Genomic DNA, 21,409 nt, shown 5'->3' with positions numbered 1-21,409 from the left:
CTATATATATTAAATACTAGAAAGGAAATATTATGAAAATTAATTTAATAGATAATAAAAGAAATGATTCTATATTATTAAGCGCCATTTTTAAAGGCGAAGAATATCCAAAATCATTAATAGAAAAAAATTCAGTAGTTACTGATTATTTTAACGAAAACAAATCATTTGTTTTCTTAGGTAAAAAAGAAGACTTAAAGTTTTCTACATTATATAATTTTGCAAAAGGATTATTTACAAATTTAGGACGTGATTTACAAGTTAACTTGGATACATTCGTAACAGAAAAAGTTAGTCTAGCAGAAGTTGTTAAGGCTTTTACAGAAGCATATTCTTATGTAACAGCAGAAATTTACAACGCCAAAACAAACAAAAAAGATGATAAATTTAATGTAAGCTTATTAAGCGAAAAAGCAACAGAAAAAGAATTAGAACAATTAAACAAATCAAACATTCTTTTAGAAGCTGTTAACTTTGCAAGAAACCTACAAATTACACCTCCAAACATTTTAAATTCTGAAGAATTAGCAAAAAGAGTCCAAGAAGACTTAGCTCAATACGATAACTTAAAAGTAACAGTTTTAAATAAATCACAAATCGAAGAATTAGGAATGGGATTATTACTTTCAGTTAACCGTGGAAGTATGTTCGAACCTAGAGTTGTAGTTATTGAATACAATGGAAATCCTGATTCAAAAGAAAAAACTGTTTATGTAGGTAAAGGTATTACATTCGATAGTGGTGGTTACTCACTTAAACCAGGTCGTTCAATGTTAGGAATGAAATTTGATATGTCAGGTTCAGCATTTGTTGCTAGTGCATTAAAAGCTATTGCACAGTTAAAACCAAAAACAAATGTTGCTGCAGTTATGGCTATCACAGATAACAGAGTAAACGGTGATGCTTCTTTACCTGACTCAGTTTGAACAAGTATGAATGGTAAGACTGTTGAAATTAACAATACTGACGCCGAAGGTCGTTTAGTAATGGCAGATGGTTTGACATATGCAGTTAGAAACTTAAAAGCAACAAGATTAGTTGATGTAGCTACACTTACAGGGGCAATAGTTGTTGCCTTAGGAAGCACATATACAGGTGTTTGAGCAACATCTGAACAAGCATGAAAAGAACTTAAAGATGCTTCAGATGCACAAAATGAATTAGTATGAAGAATGCCACTTGACGAAGCATATGCAAAAGAAATTAAAAACTCTCCGGTTGCTGACTTAAAAAATACTGATTTAAGTGGTGCAGGAGCTGGTAGTTCTTCAGCAGCCATGTTCTTAAAAGAATTTACTGAAGGTGTTGAATATATTCACCTAGATGTGGCTGGTACAGCAGACATCGGCGGTAGACCAACCGGTGTTATGGTTAAAACATTAGTTCAACTAGCATTAAACTCAAACAAATAACAAATTAAAAATAGCATACCAATAATAAAAAGGTATGCTATTTTTGTAATATGAATAATTATTAAAATGTTATTTTTTAGGTTTAATAAAACTTCCAAAAGCTAATATTGAAGTATTATTGCTTGAAACTAAAAAGTCATTTTTTCAGCCAACGTTAACACTATTTTTGTATGTATATTCACCTGTCTTTTTATTTACATTTAAATATACATCAGCAATATTATATTTAATTGGTTTATTTGTGTCGGTTTCACCTACATATAGTATTTTATCTTTAAATGGTGTTTTATCATTTTCTGGTTGGGCTTCAGGTATTATGAAATAAAATTCTTTATTATTAATTTTTTGCACATAAACGGGGTATGAATATTCTGCTCCATTATCACGCATCAAAGGTGAGTATTCTCCTTGATCGTTATAAACTAAAACTTTATAAGAATTTAATTCATAAACATTTGCTGCAGCAGGACTTTTACCCTCTATTAAATTATCGTATGTTAAATTATTATCGTTTATTAACGCTTTTAATTTAATACCACCAAAGTCATATCCTTGTATTCCTGTTATTGTAATTTTATCATTTCAATTTCTAAAATCTGCTTTTGTAGCAACTAAGTATTTTCCTTCACCATCTTGATTATCAAATTTAAATGAATACTTAGCAAATATTTGATTATTTGCAACTTCAGTACCTGTAAGTGTAATATTAGTAATTCTATTTTCTAAACCATTAGTAACATTAAAATTAACATTTGAGTCTTGTAATGTAGGATTTTCATTTTTATTTCAAGTTAAATTACCTTTTGTGAAAGTTGCATTTATAAAATTGCTTGCATTTTCGAATGAAACTACTTGATTTTTATCATATCCTACTTTAAAAGAATCTAGTTCAAATCAATGATCTGTTTGTGTTTTATTTAAAATTCTTATTTTATCAGTTATTACACCACTATGATTTACAAAAGTTTGAGTTTTTGTGTTATTACCTTTCTGTTCACTGAAAGGAACTCAGACACCTGATTGATCTTTATATTGTATTTCGAAATTACTTAAAATATCATTTGGGTTTGATAAACCTTGTTCTAGAAATACTTTTGTGATAGGTTGTTTTTTTGGTAATGATACAGTAAATGTTGCATTTTCCACAATTTTATGCTTAGTAGATTCATCATTGCCACCTTTTCAAGCATGTAGATAAGTATTTCTATATAAATCAAGTGCATGGGCATACGGATGAGAGCTATATGGTACTTGTACTTCTTTTTCAGGATTTTCAGGATTTTGGTCATGAGCTAATCCGAGATAGTACCCATTATCATCTAAATTATCATTTTCATATCCCACTTTAAATGTATCCATTCTTAATCAAAATCTAGAGTGAGCTTTATTTATAATTCTAACTTTATTAGTTTCCACAGGTTCATTAACAAACAATTGTAATTTTTTATTTGTTCCTTCATTTTTATTAAAATTAGTTCAAGTACCATCAGAATTTAAATATTGAATGTCAAATTTACTCAACACATCATTATTATTTTCTCCTTGTTTTACTAATACCTTAGAAATAAGTTTTTTGCTAGGTAACGAAATTGTCAATGTTGCACCAACAGCAATATCACCACCACCGTTATTTTTATTAAGATAATATTCTGTGCCTGCATAACTGTTATCAAACAAACTTGTTGAATTTCCTTGTACTCCTTTAAGTTCTTTCTCAGAACCACTACCATTAAAATCATATACTAAATTTTTGTAGTACCCATATTCATCTCTACCGTCAATTTTTTCAATATTTATTTCGTCTGTAGTAGTATCTTTATGTTCTGTATCGGCTGTTACATCACCATCTGCTGGAGTTTCTGTGTGTTCTCCTTCTTTTGGAGTATTACCATCTGCTGGAGTTTCTGTGTGTTCTCCTTCTGTTGAAGCACTACCATCTGCTGGAGTTTCTGCGTGTTCTCCTTCTTTTGGAGTATTACCATCTGCTGGAGATTCTGTGTGTTCTCCTTCTGTTGAAGCACTACCATCTGCTGGAGTTTCTGCGTGTTCTCCTTCTTTTGGAGTATTACCATCTGCTGGAGATTCTGTGTGTTCTCCTTCTGTTGAAGCACTACCATCTGCTGGAGATTCTGTGTGTTCTCCTTCTGTTGAAGCACTACCATCTGCTGGAGTTTCTGCGTGTTCTCCTTCTTTTGGAGTATTACCATCTGCTGGAGTTTCTGTGTGTTCTCCTTCTTTTGGAGTATTACCATCTGCTGGAGTTTCTGCGTGTTCTCCTTCTTTTGGAGTATTACCATCTGCTGGAGATTCTGTGTGTTCTCCTTCTGTTGAAGCACTACCATCTGCTGGAGTTTCTGCGTGTTCTCCTTCTTTTGTTCTGCGTGTTCTCCTTCTTTTGGAGTATTACCATCTGCTGGAGATTCTGTGTGTTCTCCTTCTGTTGAAGCACTACCATCTGCTGGAGTTTCTGCGTGTTCTCCTTCTTTTGGAGTATTACCATCTACTGGAGTTTCTGTGTGTTCTCCTTCTTTTGGAGTATTACCATCTGCTGGAGTTTCTGTGTGTTCTCCTTCTTTTGGAGTATTACCATCTGCTGGAGTTTCTGTGTGTTCTCCTTCTTTTGGAGTATTACCATCTGCTGGAGTTTCTGTGTGTTCTCCTTCTTTTGGAGTATTACCATCTGCTGGAGATTCTGTGTGTTCTCCTTCTTTTGGAGTATTACCATCTGCTGGAGATTCTGTGTGTTCTCCTTCTTTTGATAAACCGCCGTTTGTAGATGTGTCTTTGTTATCTAATTTATCTAACCTATCATTAGATGATGAACTTTCGTTAATATTTTTTTTATCATTATCTTTTTTAACTTTATTAGCAGCTAAAATAGACACCGGAATTGCAACTGCAGCAGTTACTCCGGCAATCGTTAAAAGTATTAAACTTCTTTTTAATTTCATTTTTAATGTCCTTTATATATAAAAAAATTAATTTTGTTATTTTGTTATTTAAAATATAAGTCGCTTCGCAACTTGATAAATTAAACACCAAATATAATAAAAAGTAAATAAAATATCTAAAAATCAGCTTAAAATAACGTTTTTTCTTAGTGATAATTTTATAATTGAATTTAGTATTTAATTAATAAAATTAAAATTAAAATGGTTTATAATTAAATATAAAACACTTATTCTTTCAAAAGTTAAAAAAGTGCTATGTAATAGAATAGCAAATAATTAAATAAAAAATAAAATTTATAAATAAAAATTTGAATATAGCAATAAAAGGAAAATAATATATGATAAAAAAGAAAAAAATAATTATAACTGCATTATCTTTAACTACTTTTTCAATTATTACGGCTACAACAATAGGTGCATTATTTCACATAAATAAAAACAATATCGAACAAAATAAACAAAAATATAAAAAAGAATTAAAATTAAAAATTCAAAATAATGATAGTGATGTTTTAGATAGTTTTAAGACAAATATTTTAGACAGTTACCCAAAATACTCAAACGTAAAATATTATGAAAAACTAAATAACGATATTGTTATAATATTTTATAAATTAAATACATTATTTAAAAATTCAAATAATTTAAATAACGATGAAAAATATTACATTTTAAATAAATTTGAAGAAAAATATAAAAAAATTATCAAATATGATAATTTAGAATTTAAAGATTTTTCAGAAAAATTAGATAATTTGTCAATCTTCATTTCTGAATTAAATAATAATTTAATAAAAAACCTAAAGGAATTGAAACAGTCATTTTCTCATTTTGTTAATCCAAAATTTTCTAACTTTAAAGGAAATATATTATCAGAGTATGACGTTTTAATAAATAGTAATAAGAATATCGATTTAAATACTAAAATTATTAATTTTTTAAGTTCTATTAATAATTCAATTAACTTATACAATAAAATTTCTAATATAAATACTATTAAGAATAGTTATGAAATAAATGAGTTATGAACATTTTTAAATAACTTAATAAATAAAGAAAACTTTAGTTACAATGATATCAACATAAAAAATATTACAAAAATAGATAAATTAAACGAACTTTTAACATCAATTTTAAATAAAGAACAAAAGGTTAATGAATATAAAGAAATATTATCAAATACACTTTCAAATTTTAAAAATAAGAATGTTATAGAATTTAAAAATAAAATATTAGAGAACTACAACCGATTTGAAATTACAAATTATGAAATATTTAATAATAACATTTTTAAAGTAATTTTAAAATTAAATGATTATTTCGAATTTAAACAAGCAAAAGCTTTAGAAGGAATAAATATTAGTTTCACAAACGAAAGCAAATTTATTAATTTAACTAATGAAATAAATAAAATAGTAGAAGCAAAAATAATCGATATAACAAAACTTAATGATTATTTAGAAGAAAAAATTATCGAATGAAAAAAACTTGCAGAATCTAGAAATATTTACATAATTTCTCAAAATAATAAAATGGAAGAATATTTAAATTCAATCGATGAATATAATTTAAAAAATTCCATAATAAGAGATATATATTTTTCAAAAAAACAAATTGCATATAATAATCAAGAAATTAAAGAAAATCTAGTAAATAAACTATTAGAAAATGATTTTAATATTGAAATTGCAAATAATATAAATAAATATTACGAACTATCATCATTTGACTTCGAAAATAAACTTAACGAATCTTTAATTTTATTAAAAGAAAACATAAGCTCATTAGCTATAAGTGACTTGATTACAGAAATTAAAGAATATATTCAACATAATAATTTACAATCATTAGAAGATGGCTTTACAGAAAACAAACAAACTCTTATTAAATCCATAACCGATAGTAATAAAATTTCAAGCGAAATTAAAAATACTCTATTAAATGAAGTTAACTCTTCAGTAGTGAATTTTGAAATTAATAATATAAAACAAGAATTAAATAAATACGAAAATAAATTTGAAGAAAAAACAAACTTATTAATTGAGAAAATAAAAAGTTTTGAAATTATTAACGAAATAAAAAATGACATAATATTTAGAGTCAAATTAATTAAAACTATTGATCAATTAGGTGCTCAAGAAATTTATTTTGATCAATTAAACAATTCAATATTAAATTTATTGAATAAAATTCAATCTTTCGAACTTAAAATAAAAAATAAACAAATTTTAGGCAAAAAAGAATTGGATTTCTATATGTTTAAAAACAAACATAGAAAATTTTTTACAAATCAACTTAAACAATATGATTTTACAAGCGAAAATTTAAATTTAGATAAATTAAAATCGGTGATTAATGAATTAATCCAAATTGAAAACGAACAAGACAACACTTCAAAAACAGCACATCAACTTTTAGAAGAAATGACAGTTTCTAAATTCAATCTTAATAATTTTGAAGAAGAATCAAAATATAATTTGGATTCATTAAAAAGTTCTGGTTCATTTAATTTAGAAAACGCTTCTCTTTTCTTCGATCATTTTGATAACGATAAATTTAATTACACAATTAAGGATTTAAAAGTTTCTGGAGATAACTTAGAAATACTAACAGTTGTAGTTGAAGCAAAAATAAAAGGTGTAGATAATTTTTCTATAACATTTGAAAAATCTAGAACATATGAACGAGGCATAAAAGACCAACTTGATGCGATAACATTTAACGAATTAGATTCTTTATTTAATATTAATTATGATTTACTTAACTCATATACATTAGATGAATTTAATAACTTAAATAATAATCAAAGAAGTAAAATATTCGAAAATTCTAAATTTGAACTAAATAATTTTTTTAAATACAAAATTTCTAATATAAATATCAATAACAATATTTTAAATGGGAATGTTGACGTTTTATATAATAACCAAATTTTAAAATCAATAAATTTATCAGCAATTAAACATTTTGTACCAAGAAAAACAACACTCGAAGAATACTGAGATGAAAATAATAAAAATAAAATATTAGAAATAATCAATTCAAACAACATTGAAAAATTATTTACTAATATTACTCTAAAAGACCCTACAAATAGATGAAATCATACTGATTTTTTAGCTTCACAAGCAATAAAAAAGTTTAACGAATTTTATAATCTTCCTAAATTTGGAAAATACCAAATTTATATTGAGTCAGTTGAAAATGTTGATGATTTCAGAAGAAGAGCAGATTTAAAATTATGATATACAGAAAATGGAGTTGAAGCGCCCAAACCTGAAAATGGTATTAACAACAAATTTACAATAAACAATTTTATGTTTTTAAATTATGAAAACATAAAACCAAAAGGTGAATATTTTACTTCTTCAGACTTTAATGATCAAAAATACACACAGATAACCGATACTAATATTCTTAATTTAATAAATCAAATGAATGAATCTGTAATTCATTGAAGACTAGCACAAGGTCATGTGAGTTATGGACCAGGGGTAATTACAAACTACCGTACTTTAAATCCTATTAATTTTATAGAACAAAAAGCTTTCAATAAATTTAACTATTTCTTTAAAATATCTAATACTTTTTGAGATGACAATAATGGTAGACATACAATAGAATCTAATGGAACTATTAAAGATGAATTAGATTATATTCCTTTAAGCGAAAAAGATAAAATTAATAAAGAAAATATAACTAGATTTGAAATGGATATAAATCCTTTAATTAATAATTACTTTTATTACTTTTACGACTTTAAATTAGTAGGTAGAAGAGGATTGAAATTCAAAATTGGTTGAATTAATAAACAAAATAGTAATATAAGATTTACCAATGACAAAGAATATGAATTAATTAATTTGGTAAACGACTATGAGCAAGCTATATATCCTGAAGTGATTGTAAATAATATATCTCTTGACGATTTAGTATTTAATAAAGAAATTTTAAAATCTAATAATGCTGAGTACTTCAAAAACCACAAAGATGAATTAAGAAATTCCTTTACAATAAAAACAGAAGAAAGTGATGGTTATATTTATTATAATAACTTTAGAATTAAAGCGTCAGATATAAAAATAGATGAAGTACAAAAACTTGAAAATAATGAGTTGTATATTAAATTAAAAATTAATTCCAAAAATATACTTAATAATCAAAATAAAGAAATAAAAGGTAAAAGTTGGTATAGAGTTATAGGATTTAAAGATTTTATTGAAACTGATTTAAAACAAATTAAAACTCCTCAATTCGAACAAGGTCCTTTGAGCACAATTTATATTTCGCATGATAAAGTTAAAAGAAAAAGACAAATTGAACCATTTTGAAGAGACCTTCTTTGGAAAGAAGATAAAAACGAAAATAATGCATATTGATATTTGGATAAAAAATATATAGAAAAAACTTTGTTAAGAAAAAATGTTTCTAGCGCTAAACTTATTTTTACAATATATGCAGGGTTGTTAAGCAATGATAGAGAGAAAAATTCAAGGGTTTGAGGTGATGGGGGTTGATTTACAGATAATACCTATACATATACTATAGATTGAAACCAACTAAAAGAAAATAAAATAATAAAAATAGAGAAAACTGAGCCGCATTACACAAAAATTAATAATAAAAATTATGTGTATGATATATTCTTCATTTGAGAAGAAGAAAAAGGTATAAAAGTAGTAATCCAAACAAAAGATAGAAGTCAAAAAGTTGTTGTCGGTTCTCCTGAAGACTATAAATTTGAAGAAAATCAACTATTTGACCCAAATCACGCAATAGTAGTAATGCCATCAGCTGCCAAAGTAAGTATTGAATACACAAACAATTTACAAGATGAATTATTTGAAGTTAATTCAAATAGATTTGACTATAACGATGTATTTTATACTGATAATAATCAACCAATTTTATTTAGTAATGATTCTGAATTTCTTAACGAATCAGAATATTGACCAAACCAAAATGTATGATTCAAATTTCATAATGGATACCAAACCAATGTGGACACACTAAACTGAAATAAACATGATGATTGAAAACAAGCTAAAGATACTTGAATGAGATCAGTTCAATTTATAGGTCCTGGTTATTTTGGATCAACATCTATAATCGGTAAAGTAAATAACGATCCTAATGACTATAGATATTATTTAATTACAAATAGACACGTTATTGGTGGTGGTAGAATCAAAAATTTTAACGATATAAACAAAGATAACACAAAATATGAAGAAAACTTTAATTTATTGTTAGCTCCTAAACATAGAAAAAATGACATTAACGATTACTATGATGTTCTTTATGCACATATGGATAAAAAGAATATACCTACTACCGTTATATGATCCGGTGTTGAACAAATAGATAATAATAATTCAAATGAAAAAATTACAGTGGACTTAACAGTATTTATTGGTGATTTTACAGAAGCGTATAAAAAAGCTAAGCGACAAGGTGACATGAACATTGTTTATAAACTTGATTATATAAATAATAAAATGAATAACGTAAAGTTCGATATTCATCCATTAATAGCAAGATCGAATAAAGTTGTTTCAAATCAAAATACAACGATTTTAGGATTCCCAAGCGGTAATATGTCAGGAGTTATTAACAGAAGGCCTGTTTATTTTAGAGGCGGAGAAGGAAATAATTGAAGCAAAAAAATTGATTTTGTAAATATTAAATTAGACGGCGATTACAAACCGCCAATATACTTAGGATCAGGTGGTTCTGGAACAAGTATGTATCTTGATAACGATACATACGTAGCAACTTGAAGTCAAGGTTGACACGCCGTTGAATCGTCAGGTCCTACATTCGCAACTAAGACATTAAATTATATGGGAATGAACTTTAAAGGTGAAAATCCATTTGAAATTAACAACTCTAATTCTTTTGCAAGTCAAATTATAAGAGAAAACTTAAAACATCCGTATAAGTTCAGTACTCCATGATTCTTCAAAAATGATTACAAAGAAGAAGATGTAGATGAATAATTTACAAAAAATAATCAAATATTAAAAACATCATAGTTACATATTATGATAAGTTAGGTGAGCTAAATTTGTCACAAAACCCATATCGATAAAATCAATATAGGTTTTTATTCGATTATAAATACTTAATTAATTTACTTCATTTTCACTAAAATTTCTTAATATTTTCTTTTAGGTTATATGAATTAAGTATTCTAAAACTGACGTTGATTAAATTATCTTCTCTTAACTTATTTGGATTATTATATTACGATTAGAGTTGTTGAATAAATAAGTATTTTATTAAAAACACTATTTTTAAAATATATAAAAAATGTCTATCAATGATTAATATTTGGTGTATCACCAAAAAATGATAAATATATCGTTGTTAAAAATGAATTAAAAAATCAAACCTATTTAGTAGGCTTGATTTTTAATTATTAATCTTCGTCTTTATTTTGAATATTTCTTCTTTTAATTATTTCATCTGAAATACTTTTTGGAGTTTTTTCATAGTGATCAAATTGCATTTGGTATGTTCCACGTCCACTTGTCATAGATCTAAGTTCTGTTGAGTAACCGAACATTTCTGAAAGAGGAACTGCTGCTTTAACAACAACTGCACCATCTGATCTTTGTTCTTGATCATTAACAAGACCTCTACGACGTGATAAATCACCGATAACATCTCCCATGTGGTCAGAAGGAACAACAACTGAAACGTCCATAATTGGTTCTAATAGTACTGTACCAATTTGATCTTTAGCTTTTGTAAGAGCTTTAGAAGCTGCTATTTTATAAGCCATTTCAGAAGAGTCGACATCATGGTATGATCCATCAAATAATGTAGCTCTCATATCGATCATTGGGTAACCAGCTAAAATACCAACAGCCATTTTTTCTTCAAGTCCTTTTTGAATTGACTTAATGTATTCTTTAGGAATTTTACCACCAACGATTTTATCAACGAATTCAAATCCACCATCTGGGTTTGGTTCGAATTTAATTCATACGTGACCGTATTGACCTTTACCACCAGATTGTTTGATGTGTTTTCCTTCAACGTCAGCTGATTTTGTAATAGTTTCACGGTATGAAACTTGAGGAGCACCAACTTTAGCTTGTACACCAAATTCACGTTTTAGACGGTCAACAATAATATCTAAGTGAAGTTCACCCATACCAGCGATAATTGTTTGTCCTGTTTCTTCATCTGTGTATGTTCTAAATGTAGGGTCTTCTGCAGCTAATTTTTGAAGTCCTAATGATAATTTTTCTGTAGCTGCTTTTGATTCTGGTTCAAGAGCTTGAGAAATAACTGGTTCTGGGAAAACCATTTTTTCAAGAACTATTTTTGTAGCTTTTTCATCTACTAATGTATCACCTGTTGTTGTATATTTAAGACCAACAGCAGCAGCGATATCTCCTGCACGACATTCATCGATTTCAACACGGCTATTTGCGTGCATTTGAAGAATACGACCAATACGTTCTTTTTGTCCCTTTGTTGAGTTAAATACATAACTTCCTTTGTTTAATACTCCACGGTACACACGGAAGAATGTAAGTGAACCAACGAATGGGTCGTTCATAACTTTGAATGCTAAAGCTGCGAAATCACCTTCATCTTTAGCTTCAACACTAACTTCTTGATCTTCGTAATGAGCTTTAATAGCCGGGATATCTGTAGGTGAAGGTAAATAATCAATAACAGCATCGATCATTTTTTTAACACCTTTGTTTTTGAATGATGTTCCTAAAACTACTGGGAAGAATTCTGAACTTAATGTAGCTTTTCTAATTGCTGATTTAAATTCATCGATTGTAACTTCTTCACCTTCAAGAACTTTCATCATTAATTCTTCATCAAATGCTGAAGCTGCTTCTAATAATTCTTGACGTTTAATTTCAACTATGTCTTTTAATTCTTCTGGAATTTCTGTTGGGAATTCTTCTTCTGCTTGTTCACCGTTGTATGTAAATGCTTGACGTGTAACAAGGTCGATAATTCCTTTAAAGTGTGCTTCTGCACCAATTGGTCATTGAATAGCAACTGCGTTTCCACCTAAACGTTGTTTAACTGACGCTACTGAAGCTGCAAAATCTGCTCCGGCTTTATCCATTTTGTTAACGTAAACAATACGTGGAACTTTATAGTTTGTTGCTTGTCTTCAAACTGTTTCTGTTTGAGGTTCAACCCCTGATTGTGCATCAAGTACGGCAACCGCACCATCTAATACACGTAATGAACGTTCAACTTCAACTGTGAAGTCAACGTGACCTGGAGTATCGATAATATTTACTCTGTGTCCTTTTCAAAATGCTGTTGTAGCAGCTGATGTAATTGTAATACCACGTTCTTTTTCTTGGTCCATTCAGTCCATTTGTGAACCACCATCATGTGTTTCACCAATTTTGTGAATTTTACCTGTGTGGTATAAAATTCTTTCTGTTGTTGTTGTTTTTCCTGCATCAATGTGAGCCATAATACCGATATTACGGTATTTACTTAATTCGTAATCTCTAGCCATATTATTTAAAAGTAAAGTTTACACTATCATCTGAAGTGTGCAAATGCACGGTTAGCTTCAGCCATTTTGTGTGTATCTTCACGTTTTTTAATAGCTCCACCTGTTTTGTTTGATGCATCGATGATTTCATTTGCTAAACGAACATCCATTGTTTTTTCATTTCTAAGTCTAGCATATTGCACTAATCATCTAAGTGCTAATGTTTGTTTTCTACGTGTAGGAACTTCAGTAGGAACTTGGTAGTTTGTTCCACCGATTCTTCTTGTACGAATTTCTAATTGAGGAGTAATGTTTTCAACTGCTGCTAAAAACACTTCCATTGGTTCTTTTTCTGTTTTCTTTTTAATAATTTCAAAAGCTGAATATAAGATATCTTGAGCTATTGATTTTTTTCCGTCAAGCATAATTTGATTAATTAACTTTGTAACTACTACTGAGTTAAAAACTGGATCTGCAAGTACTTCACGGATAGGTGCTGATTTTTTTCTTGACATAAAGTCCTCCTTAATATTTATAAATTTAATTAATTATGCTTATTTTTTAGCTTTTTTTGTTCCGTATAAACTACGACCTTGGTTACGTTTAGCAACTCCGGCAGCATCTTGTGTTCCACGAACGATGTGGTATCTAACCCCAGGTAAATCTTTAACACGACCACCACGAATTAAAACAACAGAGTGTTCTTGTAAGTTGTGTCCTTCTCCTGGAATGTATGCTGTAACTTCCATTGTATTTGATAACTTAACACGAGCATATTTACGTAAAGCTGAGTTAGGTTTTTTAGGTGTCATTGTTGCAACACGAGTACATACACCACGTTTAAATGGTGAAGCCATTTTTTTAGATTTTTTAATAAGTGAGTTGTAGCTTAAGCTTAATGCAGGAGCATTTTGCTTTTTAATTTTAGAACTACGACCACTTGAAACTAATTGATTTGTTGTTGGCATTTTCTGCTTCCTTTCTTTAATATAATGTAATTTGTTCAACTATAAAATATAGCTTAATTATTATACCAAACAACATATCCGTGTGTATCATATTTTTATTTTTTTTATGACTATATTGTAGGCTTAAAAGTTATTTTTAAATTATTTTTATTAAATTAAATTTAATTAAAATTAACTTTTTTCTTTTAAAAGATAACTTATCTTAAATAAAAATTAAACATAAGATACTAAAAAAATAAAAATTTATTATAATTTAGCAGTTTTAAATCAAAAAAGTGAATTGAAGGAAAATATGAATAAAAAATATAAATTTATTTTAGGAGCTTTAATTAGTCATTTACCATTAATTGCTATAACATCATGCACTAGCAATAAGTATGAAACTCCAAAGCAAGATACTGAAAAAAATAAAATTAACGAACTACCGAGCGATGATAGAAAAGAAAAATTAGCAAAAGATAATATTACTAATCGAAAAGATGAGACAGAATCTAACGATAAAAAATCTCAAAATAACGAAAATATTGATTCAGAGCCAAACAAAAACAATCAAGATAACATCGAACAAAATAATAATACTAATCCTAAAACAAAAGAACAAAAAGATAAATTTTTAACCTTAAAAGACATCAAAAGAAAATTCGAAAATGAAATTTTGAAATACGAAAACAACGGCGAAAAATTTAATATTTTAAAAAATGATATAGAAAATACTATAGACAACATAAATAAAACACTTGAAAAAGAAAGTTTGTCGGACGAAGAAATTCAAGTAGAAATAAACAAATATAACTCATTGTTTGAGATTTTAAATCAAAAATCAAATAATATCCAATTAATTTTGGATTTAGAACAATTAAGCAATATTATTAAAGAAAATAATGATAAATATGAAAATAATAATGAACTGAAATTAAATGACTTAAATTCTAAAATAAATGAAAATAAAAATTTTATTTCTAATGAAAATAATAGTTTACAAGCTATAAAAGAAAAAAATAAACAATTATATAATTTAAAAACAGAGTATATATTAAAAAATAAGAAAAGAATTAATAAAATAAAAGTTGAAAACTCAACCATTTATAGATACGCGATCGCAAAAGAACATGCAGAAGCGTTATTAAATTATTTAAAAAATACATCTGTAAATTCCTTTGAGAATGTGAAAAATAAATTTAATGAAATTACGAACAAATCGAGTTCTGACTTTAACGATAAAATAAAGCTATTAGAAAAACTAGTTGATGATGAAAAGGTAAAAATTAATGATGAACAAAAGAAAAATGCAGAAAATCTTAATTTAGATTATAAAAGTGAATCGTTCATAAATTACTTTGAAGGTTATAACTTTTCGACAAAAAATATATCAACATATAATGAGAAAAACGAAAAAGTTATTTATGTTGGGTTGTTAGATATGATTTTTAACCTTGATGGACTTTTCAAAAATAATGGACTAAGCGTTATTAAAAAAGAAGATAAAATTATTGAATATACTTTGCCTAATAATGAAAAAATAAGAATAGATTTAGGAAAAAATATTTTTTCAGCTACTAGTGCTAATTTTTGAAATTTTGTAAAAGATAATGATTCTCTAGATCCTAACATTCATTTAGATATTTATAAAAGCAACAAAATATTTAAAGGTAAAGAATGAGTTGAATATTCTTTAGCCGATGCTAACTTTAAATTTATAAATACAAATAATGATATTTTGATGCCTTTACCAATTTTTAATATACTTTTTGCGAATCCGAATTATTATAATTTATATTTAAGCAACGATAATATAGTCGGGTTTAACACTATTTATCAAAAACAACAAGATAAATTAAATAAAATATCTTATATCAGTTCAAGTCAAGACAAAAAAGACAGAGATTATAACTTTAATACACTAAAATTTTTAATGAATAATTTTTATGGATTGAAAGATAAGAAATTCAAAGACAAAAAATGAGAAAGTACAATAAGCGAATATCAAAAACAATTAATTTTATCCACAGATGTAAATAAAAATAATTATGGTTATGTTGATGTGTTACAAAATAATTTATCAGATAGACACACAGTAGTAAGAAACTTTTCATTCTATAATGGAAATTTTCAAAACAATGATGGTAATTTAGACAAAATAAGTAATTATGGAATGCAAAATGTAAACTTAAATAACTCCCTATTGAGCACTATATTTTTATATGAGCAAAAATCCAAATATTTAGAATTACAAAATAAGGAGAAATTTAATGATTTAAAAGTAGAAAATAATACCGCATTTCTAACAACATATAATTTTGACTTTAGAGAAAATCCTGATTTAATTCTAAATAGCACATTCCAATTTTATAAAGATAAACTTAGTCGAATAAAAAAAGACAATTCTCAAAAAAGTGAAAATGAAAAAATTAAAAATATAGTAATTGATTTAACAACTAATGGTGGTGGAGAAACAATTTCACTATTTAAAGCACTAAGTTTCTTAACCAATAAACCTATTTACGATTACCAAATTAATATGAACGATAATTCTGTAATTGTTAACTACTATAATGTTGATAATAACGAAAATAATGATTTTTCTGATAACGATAGTTTCCAAGATGATTTTAAGTTTTATATTCTAACATCTAATAGTACATTCTCTGCTGCGAACATTATGGCTCACATAGCAAAAGACAACAATTTAGCAACTATAATCGGTAATAATTCAGGAGGTGGTGCTTTTTCTGTTTTACCTACTTCATTACCAGACGGAACTACACTATATATGTCATCAGTTAATGGTTCATTTTCTAATAAGAATAATAACCAAGAAATAAATAATATAGACGATTTAACAGATGTTGAGGAACCAGTAATTCCACAAATAAAAATAGACTATAAAGATTTTTATGATTTAAAATATATTGATAAGTTATTAACAAATAAAAACGATAATAATCCTAATTCAGAATTGCCAAACATTGCTTTAGAAATAGAAAAAAGAAATTGAGGTTTTAGCCAAAAAAATCTTGAAGAACAAAAAAATTTAATTGACACTAGATTTGACGAAATATCAAAAAATAATTTAAATATTGTCGATAATGAAAACGATATTTATTCTTTTATAAATGACTTTCAGTTTGGACGTAGAAATGTTGAGCGCGATGATAATAATGCGTTACAAGAAAGACTATTAAGTGTTAAACAAAAAATAAAATTAATGCTAGAAAAATTAAATATAAATGAAAATCAATGAGTAGATCAAGTTGAAAATAGTTACGGACTCTTTTTAAGAGCAAAAGATGATAATACGCTTGAATTAACTATTATGCTTACAAATTTAAATGAATCATTACTTTCAAAACCATTAACAATTAAATTTAATGAAAAATAAAAAAATAAGCATCGTAACAATTAGTTTATGATGCTTATTTATTGCATGACATCCAAATGTAAAGAACAAAATAATGTATAATGTTTATATATTAAAGGAGAGGAATTATGTTTGATAAAAATAAAAATTATTCAAAAAAAGACTTAAAAAACTTAGTAATATCTAAAAATTTAATGATAACTACATTAGTAATTATTCCTATTTTAAGTTTTTTTGTAGGGGCAATTTTAAACATTGCTACTAGCTTAAGCGGATTTTCTGGTACAAGTTCAGAAGCTTGAATAACTTTCATTGTAATATTTGGTATTTTATTTTTGATAGCTTACTTAGTTATTATTATTCTACAAATATATTTTATAAGCCCTAAAATGATTGAATTAAGCGGTATCAAAACGGCACTTATAATAGGTATTTTTAACCCACCGGTTTACGTTTTTGCCGCTACTTATTTTTTAATTAAGGCAACACCTATAATTAAAACTTATGTAAATAAAGAAAAAGATCAAAAAGAATAAATAACAATTATTGAAGAATAAAAAATAAATTTTAAATACACAAAACCTCCGAATTCAGATCAGATTCGGAGGTTTTGTTATATGTTATATTACAATGAAACTAAGAAGGCATATCACACCCATTAAATGGGTGAAAATTAAAATCTAACTTTTCTATTATTTCTATCTTTGAATTATCTACACTATTTAATAAATCAACTAATAATAAAATATCTTTAGTTGATCCATCTAAATGTGTAATTCTAAAAATTTGTTTAGATAAAGTTAAAACTTTCTCTCTTAAGTTTTCGTCGTTAGTAGTTGAAAATAATTTCTTATTTTCAACTAACACTTTATTAATATTATCTTTTTGACTTGAAGCATTATTATTAGCTAAGTATTTCATTAAATAAAAAGAGAAGTCGTGAGACACTTTTAAAAATCTATCATTTCTTGTATAAAAACTTTGAGTTAATTGTTCATAATCTTGATAAGTTTTATCAATATATTTTTTCAAAATTTTTCTTAAAGCGTCGTAGACAGAAATAACGTCTACAGATCAAGAGTTGATATCATATTTATTTTCTTTTAATTCATTATATGTTGTAAAAATCATAAAAACTCCTTTTTTAGGTTTATTTTTAAGTAATTTTATAACTTTTTAGAAAATAAGTAAAAAATGCAGTTATTTTTTTCAGTTAATTTCGATAACTTTTTAATACATGAACTTATTTTATATAATCAATAAATGATAAAATTTTAAGTATGAATGAACAAAAAAGATTAAACCAAATAATAATTAACAAGATGTATAGTGGTACATATATAAGCAAATATGATAATGTAGGTCATGAAATTATAAATTTATATAAATCCGACAATGGTAAAAACTACATATATTTATCTTCTAGTGGTACATTAGATGTTAAGCATCAAAGTTATGATACAAAAATGATTTTAGTGAAATATAGTGGTAATAACTTGTATAAAGTAATAGGTAGAGCTGTTGGGTTAAAAATATTTGGAGATAATATAAACAACGAGAATAAAGCAACAATTACTAATCAACAGAAAAAAATGATTAAAGAACAAGGAATAAGTTATGGTGGAGTTCTTTTAAATGAAATTTTTAATAAAAATAAGTTCAAAGATGAAGATACGGATAATAACGTTTATATAACATTTATAGCAGATGAAGTTGTTAAACCAAAAAAAGATTTTTACATATTAACAAACAAAAATATTAATGACGACAAATACAAAGATGAAAATATATATAAAATAGCTAATAGAAAAATAATAGGACGATCTCCGAGATTTTTCTTTAAAGAAGATGACGAAGAAAAACAATATGCTTACAACGAATTAAAAAAAATAATAAATGATGATAACCTTTGAGGTGATAAAATAGATGTTTTTATTCCAAAAATAATTAACAACGAAAATGAAAAATTGAATTTTTTAGAGATAATCGGAAAAGAGTACGATGAATTATCGTATTCAAACTTAATCTATTACTTTTTAAATAAATATCCTGAATTAACTAAAAATTTTATAAAAAATGTTTTGAATATCCGAGATGAAAATTTAGATTTTAATAATATTATGATTAAAAGGGAATGAAAAAGAACAGATATATCAATTCAAATTGCTAAAAATGATACAAGTGATTTAATAATAATTGAAAACAAAATAAAGGCAGATATATCAGAATACCAAGATGAAAAAACTCAATTACAAGGATATAACGATAAAGTTAAAGAATGAATTTCGAAAAAAGTAAATAACGTTGATAAAAAACACCTTTTTGTTTTATCTCCAGATTATAGAACAATTAAACTAAGCGATGAAGATAATGAATGAAAACAAATTAAGTATAGCAGTCTACTAGAATGTTTAAAAGACTTTTATGACTCTTACAATTTTAAACTAGATTATTATAACAAAGCAATGTTAGAAAGTTTTATACAAAGTACTAAAAAACAATCTAATAGAATCGATAATTTACTTGAAGAAAAAATTGAACGAATTTTTAATAAGAGAATTTTAGAAATTAAAAATAAAGAAAATATAGACAAATAGTTACAATTTAGTTAAATTTCAATCTTGGTTATTTGTTTTTTAATCTATTTTAAAGTCCTTGGAAGCTTACTTTAAACCAATAAAACATTAATATGTATATCAATAATAAAAAAGTGCTATAATTTAAAATATATTACATATATTTAATAATATATATTGAATTTTAATTAATAAAATAGGAGAAAAAATGTCAAAAATTTCAAAAATTCACGCACGTGAAGTATTAGACTCACGTGGTAACCCAACAGTTCAAGTTGAAGTTTACACAGAATTAGGTGGATACGGTTCAGCAATGGTTCCATCAGGTGCTTCAACAGGTTCTAGAGAAGCTTTAGAATTAAGAGATAAAGGTTCAAAATACGAATCAAACTGATTTGGTGGAAAAGGTGTTATGTTAGCTGTTGATCACGTTAACAACGATATTGCACCAGTTATTGAAGGGTTAGAAGTTACTGATCAACGTTTAGTTGACCAAACAATGATTAAATTAGATGGTACACCTACAAAATCTAAATTAGGTGCAAATGCTATCTTAGGTGTTTCTTTAGCTACAGCTAGAGCTGCTGCAAACGAATTAGACTTACCATTATACAAATATTTAGGTGGATTTAATGCTCACTTATTACCTTTACCAATGTTAAATGTTATTAATGGTGGAGAACACGCATCAAACACACTTGATTTCCAAGAATTCATGATTATGCCAGTTGGTGCAAAATCATTAAAAGAATCATTACAAATGGCTAACCACGTTTTCCATAACTTAGCTAAATTACTTAAAAAGAACGGACACGGAGTTCAAGTTGGTGATGAAGGTGGATTTGCTCCAAACTTTAAATCACACGAAGAAGCTCTTGACTTCTTAGTTGAAGCTATTAAAGAAGCTGGATATACACCTGCAACATCAGGAGAAAAAGCTGTTGCTATCGCAATGGACTGTGCATCTTCAGAATTATACGAAAATGGTGTTTATACATTTGGTAAATTAAAAGCTGCTATCGAATCAAAACAACCTGGATTTGAAAACTTAACTAATGTTAAATTAGAATACACAACAGACGAAATGATTTCATACTTAGAATCACTTGTTGCTAAATACCCAATTATTTCAATCGAAGATGGTTTAGCAGAAGCTGATTGAGCTGGATTCAAAAAATTAACAGCTGAATTAGGAAACAAAGTACAAATCGTTGGTGATGACCTAACAGTTACAAATACAGAAATTTTAAAACGTGCTATCGAAGAAAAATCAATGAACTCAATCTTAATTAAAGTAAACCAAATTGGTTCATTAACAGAAACATTCGAAGCGATTCAAATGGCTCAAAAAGCAAACATGACTGCTGTTGTATCACACCGTTCAGGTGAAACAGAAGATTCTACAATTGCTGACATTGCAGTTGCTATGAATACAGGACAAATTAAAACAGGTTCTATGTCAAGAACAGATAGAATTGCAAAATACAATCGTTTATTAGCGATTGAAGAAGAATTAGGAACAGCATCAAAATTTGATGGTGCTAAATCATTCTACAACATCAACAAATAATAAGTTTAAAATTACGCGTTTATTCGCGTAATTTTTTATTTTTTACTAAAAAACGTGTTTTTTGCTTAAAAAAACACTTTTTA

At 26.7% G+C, this 21,409-nt stretch carries 12 protein-coding genes; 6 read left to right on the top strand and 6 right to left on the bottom strand.

The window, feature by feature from the left end; translation table 4 throughout:
- The first annotated feature begins 32 nt into the window (after nucleotides 1-32).
- Complete coding sequence (locus JXZ93_RS00605; RefSeq protein ID WP_205852275.1) at nucleotides 33-1,412, top strand: M17 family metallopeptidase; 1,380 nt, start codon at nucleotides 33-35, stop codon at nucleotides 1,410-1,412.
- Nucleotides 1,413-1,481: 69 nt separating this feature from the next.
- Here JXZ93_RS00605 and JXZ93_RS00600 read toward each other — a convergent pair whose 3' ends face one another.
- A complete protein-coding gene (locus JXZ93_RS00600; RefSeq protein ID WP_205852438.1) occupies nucleotides 1,482-3,089 on the bottom strand; it encodes a discoidin domain-containing protein in 1,608 nt (535 codons plus the stop codon).
- A 158-nt stretch (nucleotides 3,090-3,247) separates the two neighbouring features.
- Nucleotides 3,248-4,363, bottom strand: coding sequence for a hypothetical protein (locus JXZ93_RS00595; RefSeq protein WP_205852437.1), 1,116 nt, complete (start codon nucleotides 4,361-4,363; stop codon nucleotides 3,248-3,250).
- 338 nt (nucleotides 4,364-4,701) lie between these two features.
- On the opposite strand from JXZ93_RS00595, the gene JXZ93_RS00590 reads away from it, so the two are divergent.
- The gene (locus JXZ93_RS00590) at nucleotides 4,702-10,362 is read left to right on the top strand and encodes an MGA_1079 family surface serine endopeptidase (RefSeq protein WP_205852436.1); all 5,661 of its coding nucleotides are present in this window, start codon (nucleotides 4,702-4,704) and stop codon (nucleotides 10,360-10,362) included.
- Nucleotides 10,363-10,784: 422 nt separating this feature from the next.
- On the opposite strand, the gene fusA is transcribed toward JXZ93_RS00590, so the two are convergent.
- From fusA to rpsL, 3 genes are read right to left on the bottom strand one after another with little or no spacing between them, the layout of a single operon-like run.
- Nucleotides 10,785-12,875, bottom strand: a complete 2,091-nt coding sequence (gene fusA, locus JXZ93_RS00585; protein ID WP_205852099.1) for an elongation factor G — start codon at nucleotides 12,873-12,875, stop codon at nucleotides 10,785-10,787.
- A gap of 23 nt (nucleotides 12,876-12,898) precedes the next feature.
- Complete coding sequence (rpsG, locus tag JXZ93_RS00580) at nucleotides 12,899-13,369, bottom strand: 30S ribosomal protein S7 (protein ID WP_174893085.1); 471 nt, start codon at nucleotides 13,367-13,369, stop codon at nucleotides 12,899-12,901.
- Between the two features lie 39 nt (nucleotides 13,370-13,408).
- Nucleotides 13,409-13,822 carry a 30S ribosomal protein S12 gene (gene rpsL / locus JXZ93_RS00575; RefSeq protein ID WP_174893086.1) on the bottom strand — a complete coding sequence of 138 codons (414 nt, stop codon included), beginning with the start codon at nucleotides 13,820-13,822 and terminating at the stop codon, nucleotides 13,409-13,411.
- A gap of 292 nt (nucleotides 13,823-14,114) precedes the next feature.
- On the opposite strand from rpsL, the gene JXZ93_RS04075 reads away from it, so the two are divergent.
- Together JXZ93_RS04075 and JXZ93_RS00565 are read left to right on the top strand one after the other, a co-directional pair.
- The gene (locus JXZ93_RS04075; RefSeq protein ID WP_205852435.1) at nucleotides 14,115-17,201 is read left to right on the top strand and encodes a S41 family peptidase; all 3,087 of its coding nucleotides are present in this window, start codon (nucleotides 14,115-14,117) and stop codon (nucleotides 17,199-17,201) included.
- A 107-nt stretch (nucleotides 17,202-17,308) separates the two neighbouring features.
- Entirely contained in the window at nucleotides 17,309-17,716 is a 408-nt protein-coding gene (locus JXZ93_RS00565; RefSeq protein ID WP_205852434.1) for a hypothetical protein, read from the top strand.
- Nucleotides 17,717-17,816: 100 nt separating this feature from the next.
- Here the strand turns inward: JXZ93_RS00565 and JXZ93_RS00560 are convergent, their stop codons facing one another.
- The gene (locus tag JXZ93_RS00560) at nucleotides 17,817-18,311 is read right to left on the bottom strand and encodes a hypothetical protein (protein ID WP_205852433.1); all 495 of its coding nucleotides are present in this window, start codon (nucleotides 18,309-18,311) and stop codon (nucleotides 17,817-17,819) included.
- A gap of 149 nt (nucleotides 18,312-18,460) precedes the next feature.
- Between JXZ93_RS00560 and JXZ93_RS00555 the strand changes: the two genes are divergently transcribed.
- Together JXZ93_RS00555 and eno are read left to right on the top strand one after the other, a co-directional pair.
- Nucleotides 18,461-19,777: a hypothetical protein gene (locus JXZ93_RS00555; RefSeq protein WP_205852432.1), complete on the top strand. Its 1,317-nt coding sequence runs from the start codon at nucleotides 18,461-18,463 to the stop codon at nucleotides 19,775-19,777.
- Nucleotides 19,778-19,964: 187 nt separating this feature from the next.
- Complete coding sequence (gene eno, locus JXZ93_RS00550) at nucleotides 19,965-21,326, top strand: phosphopyruvate hydratase (RefSeq protein ID WP_205852431.1); 1,362 nt, start codon at nucleotides 19,965-19,967, stop codon at nucleotides 21,324-21,326.
- Nucleotides 21,327-21,409 lie beyond the last annotated feature (83 nt).

This window comes from Mycoplasma sp. CSL10166, assembly GCF_017116885.1.
Classification (GTDB): Bacteria; Bacillota_I; Bacilli_A; order Mycoplasmatales; family Metamycoplasmataceae; genus Mycoplasmopsis.
This window is presented reverse-complemented; position numbering and strand designations above follow the sequence as displayed.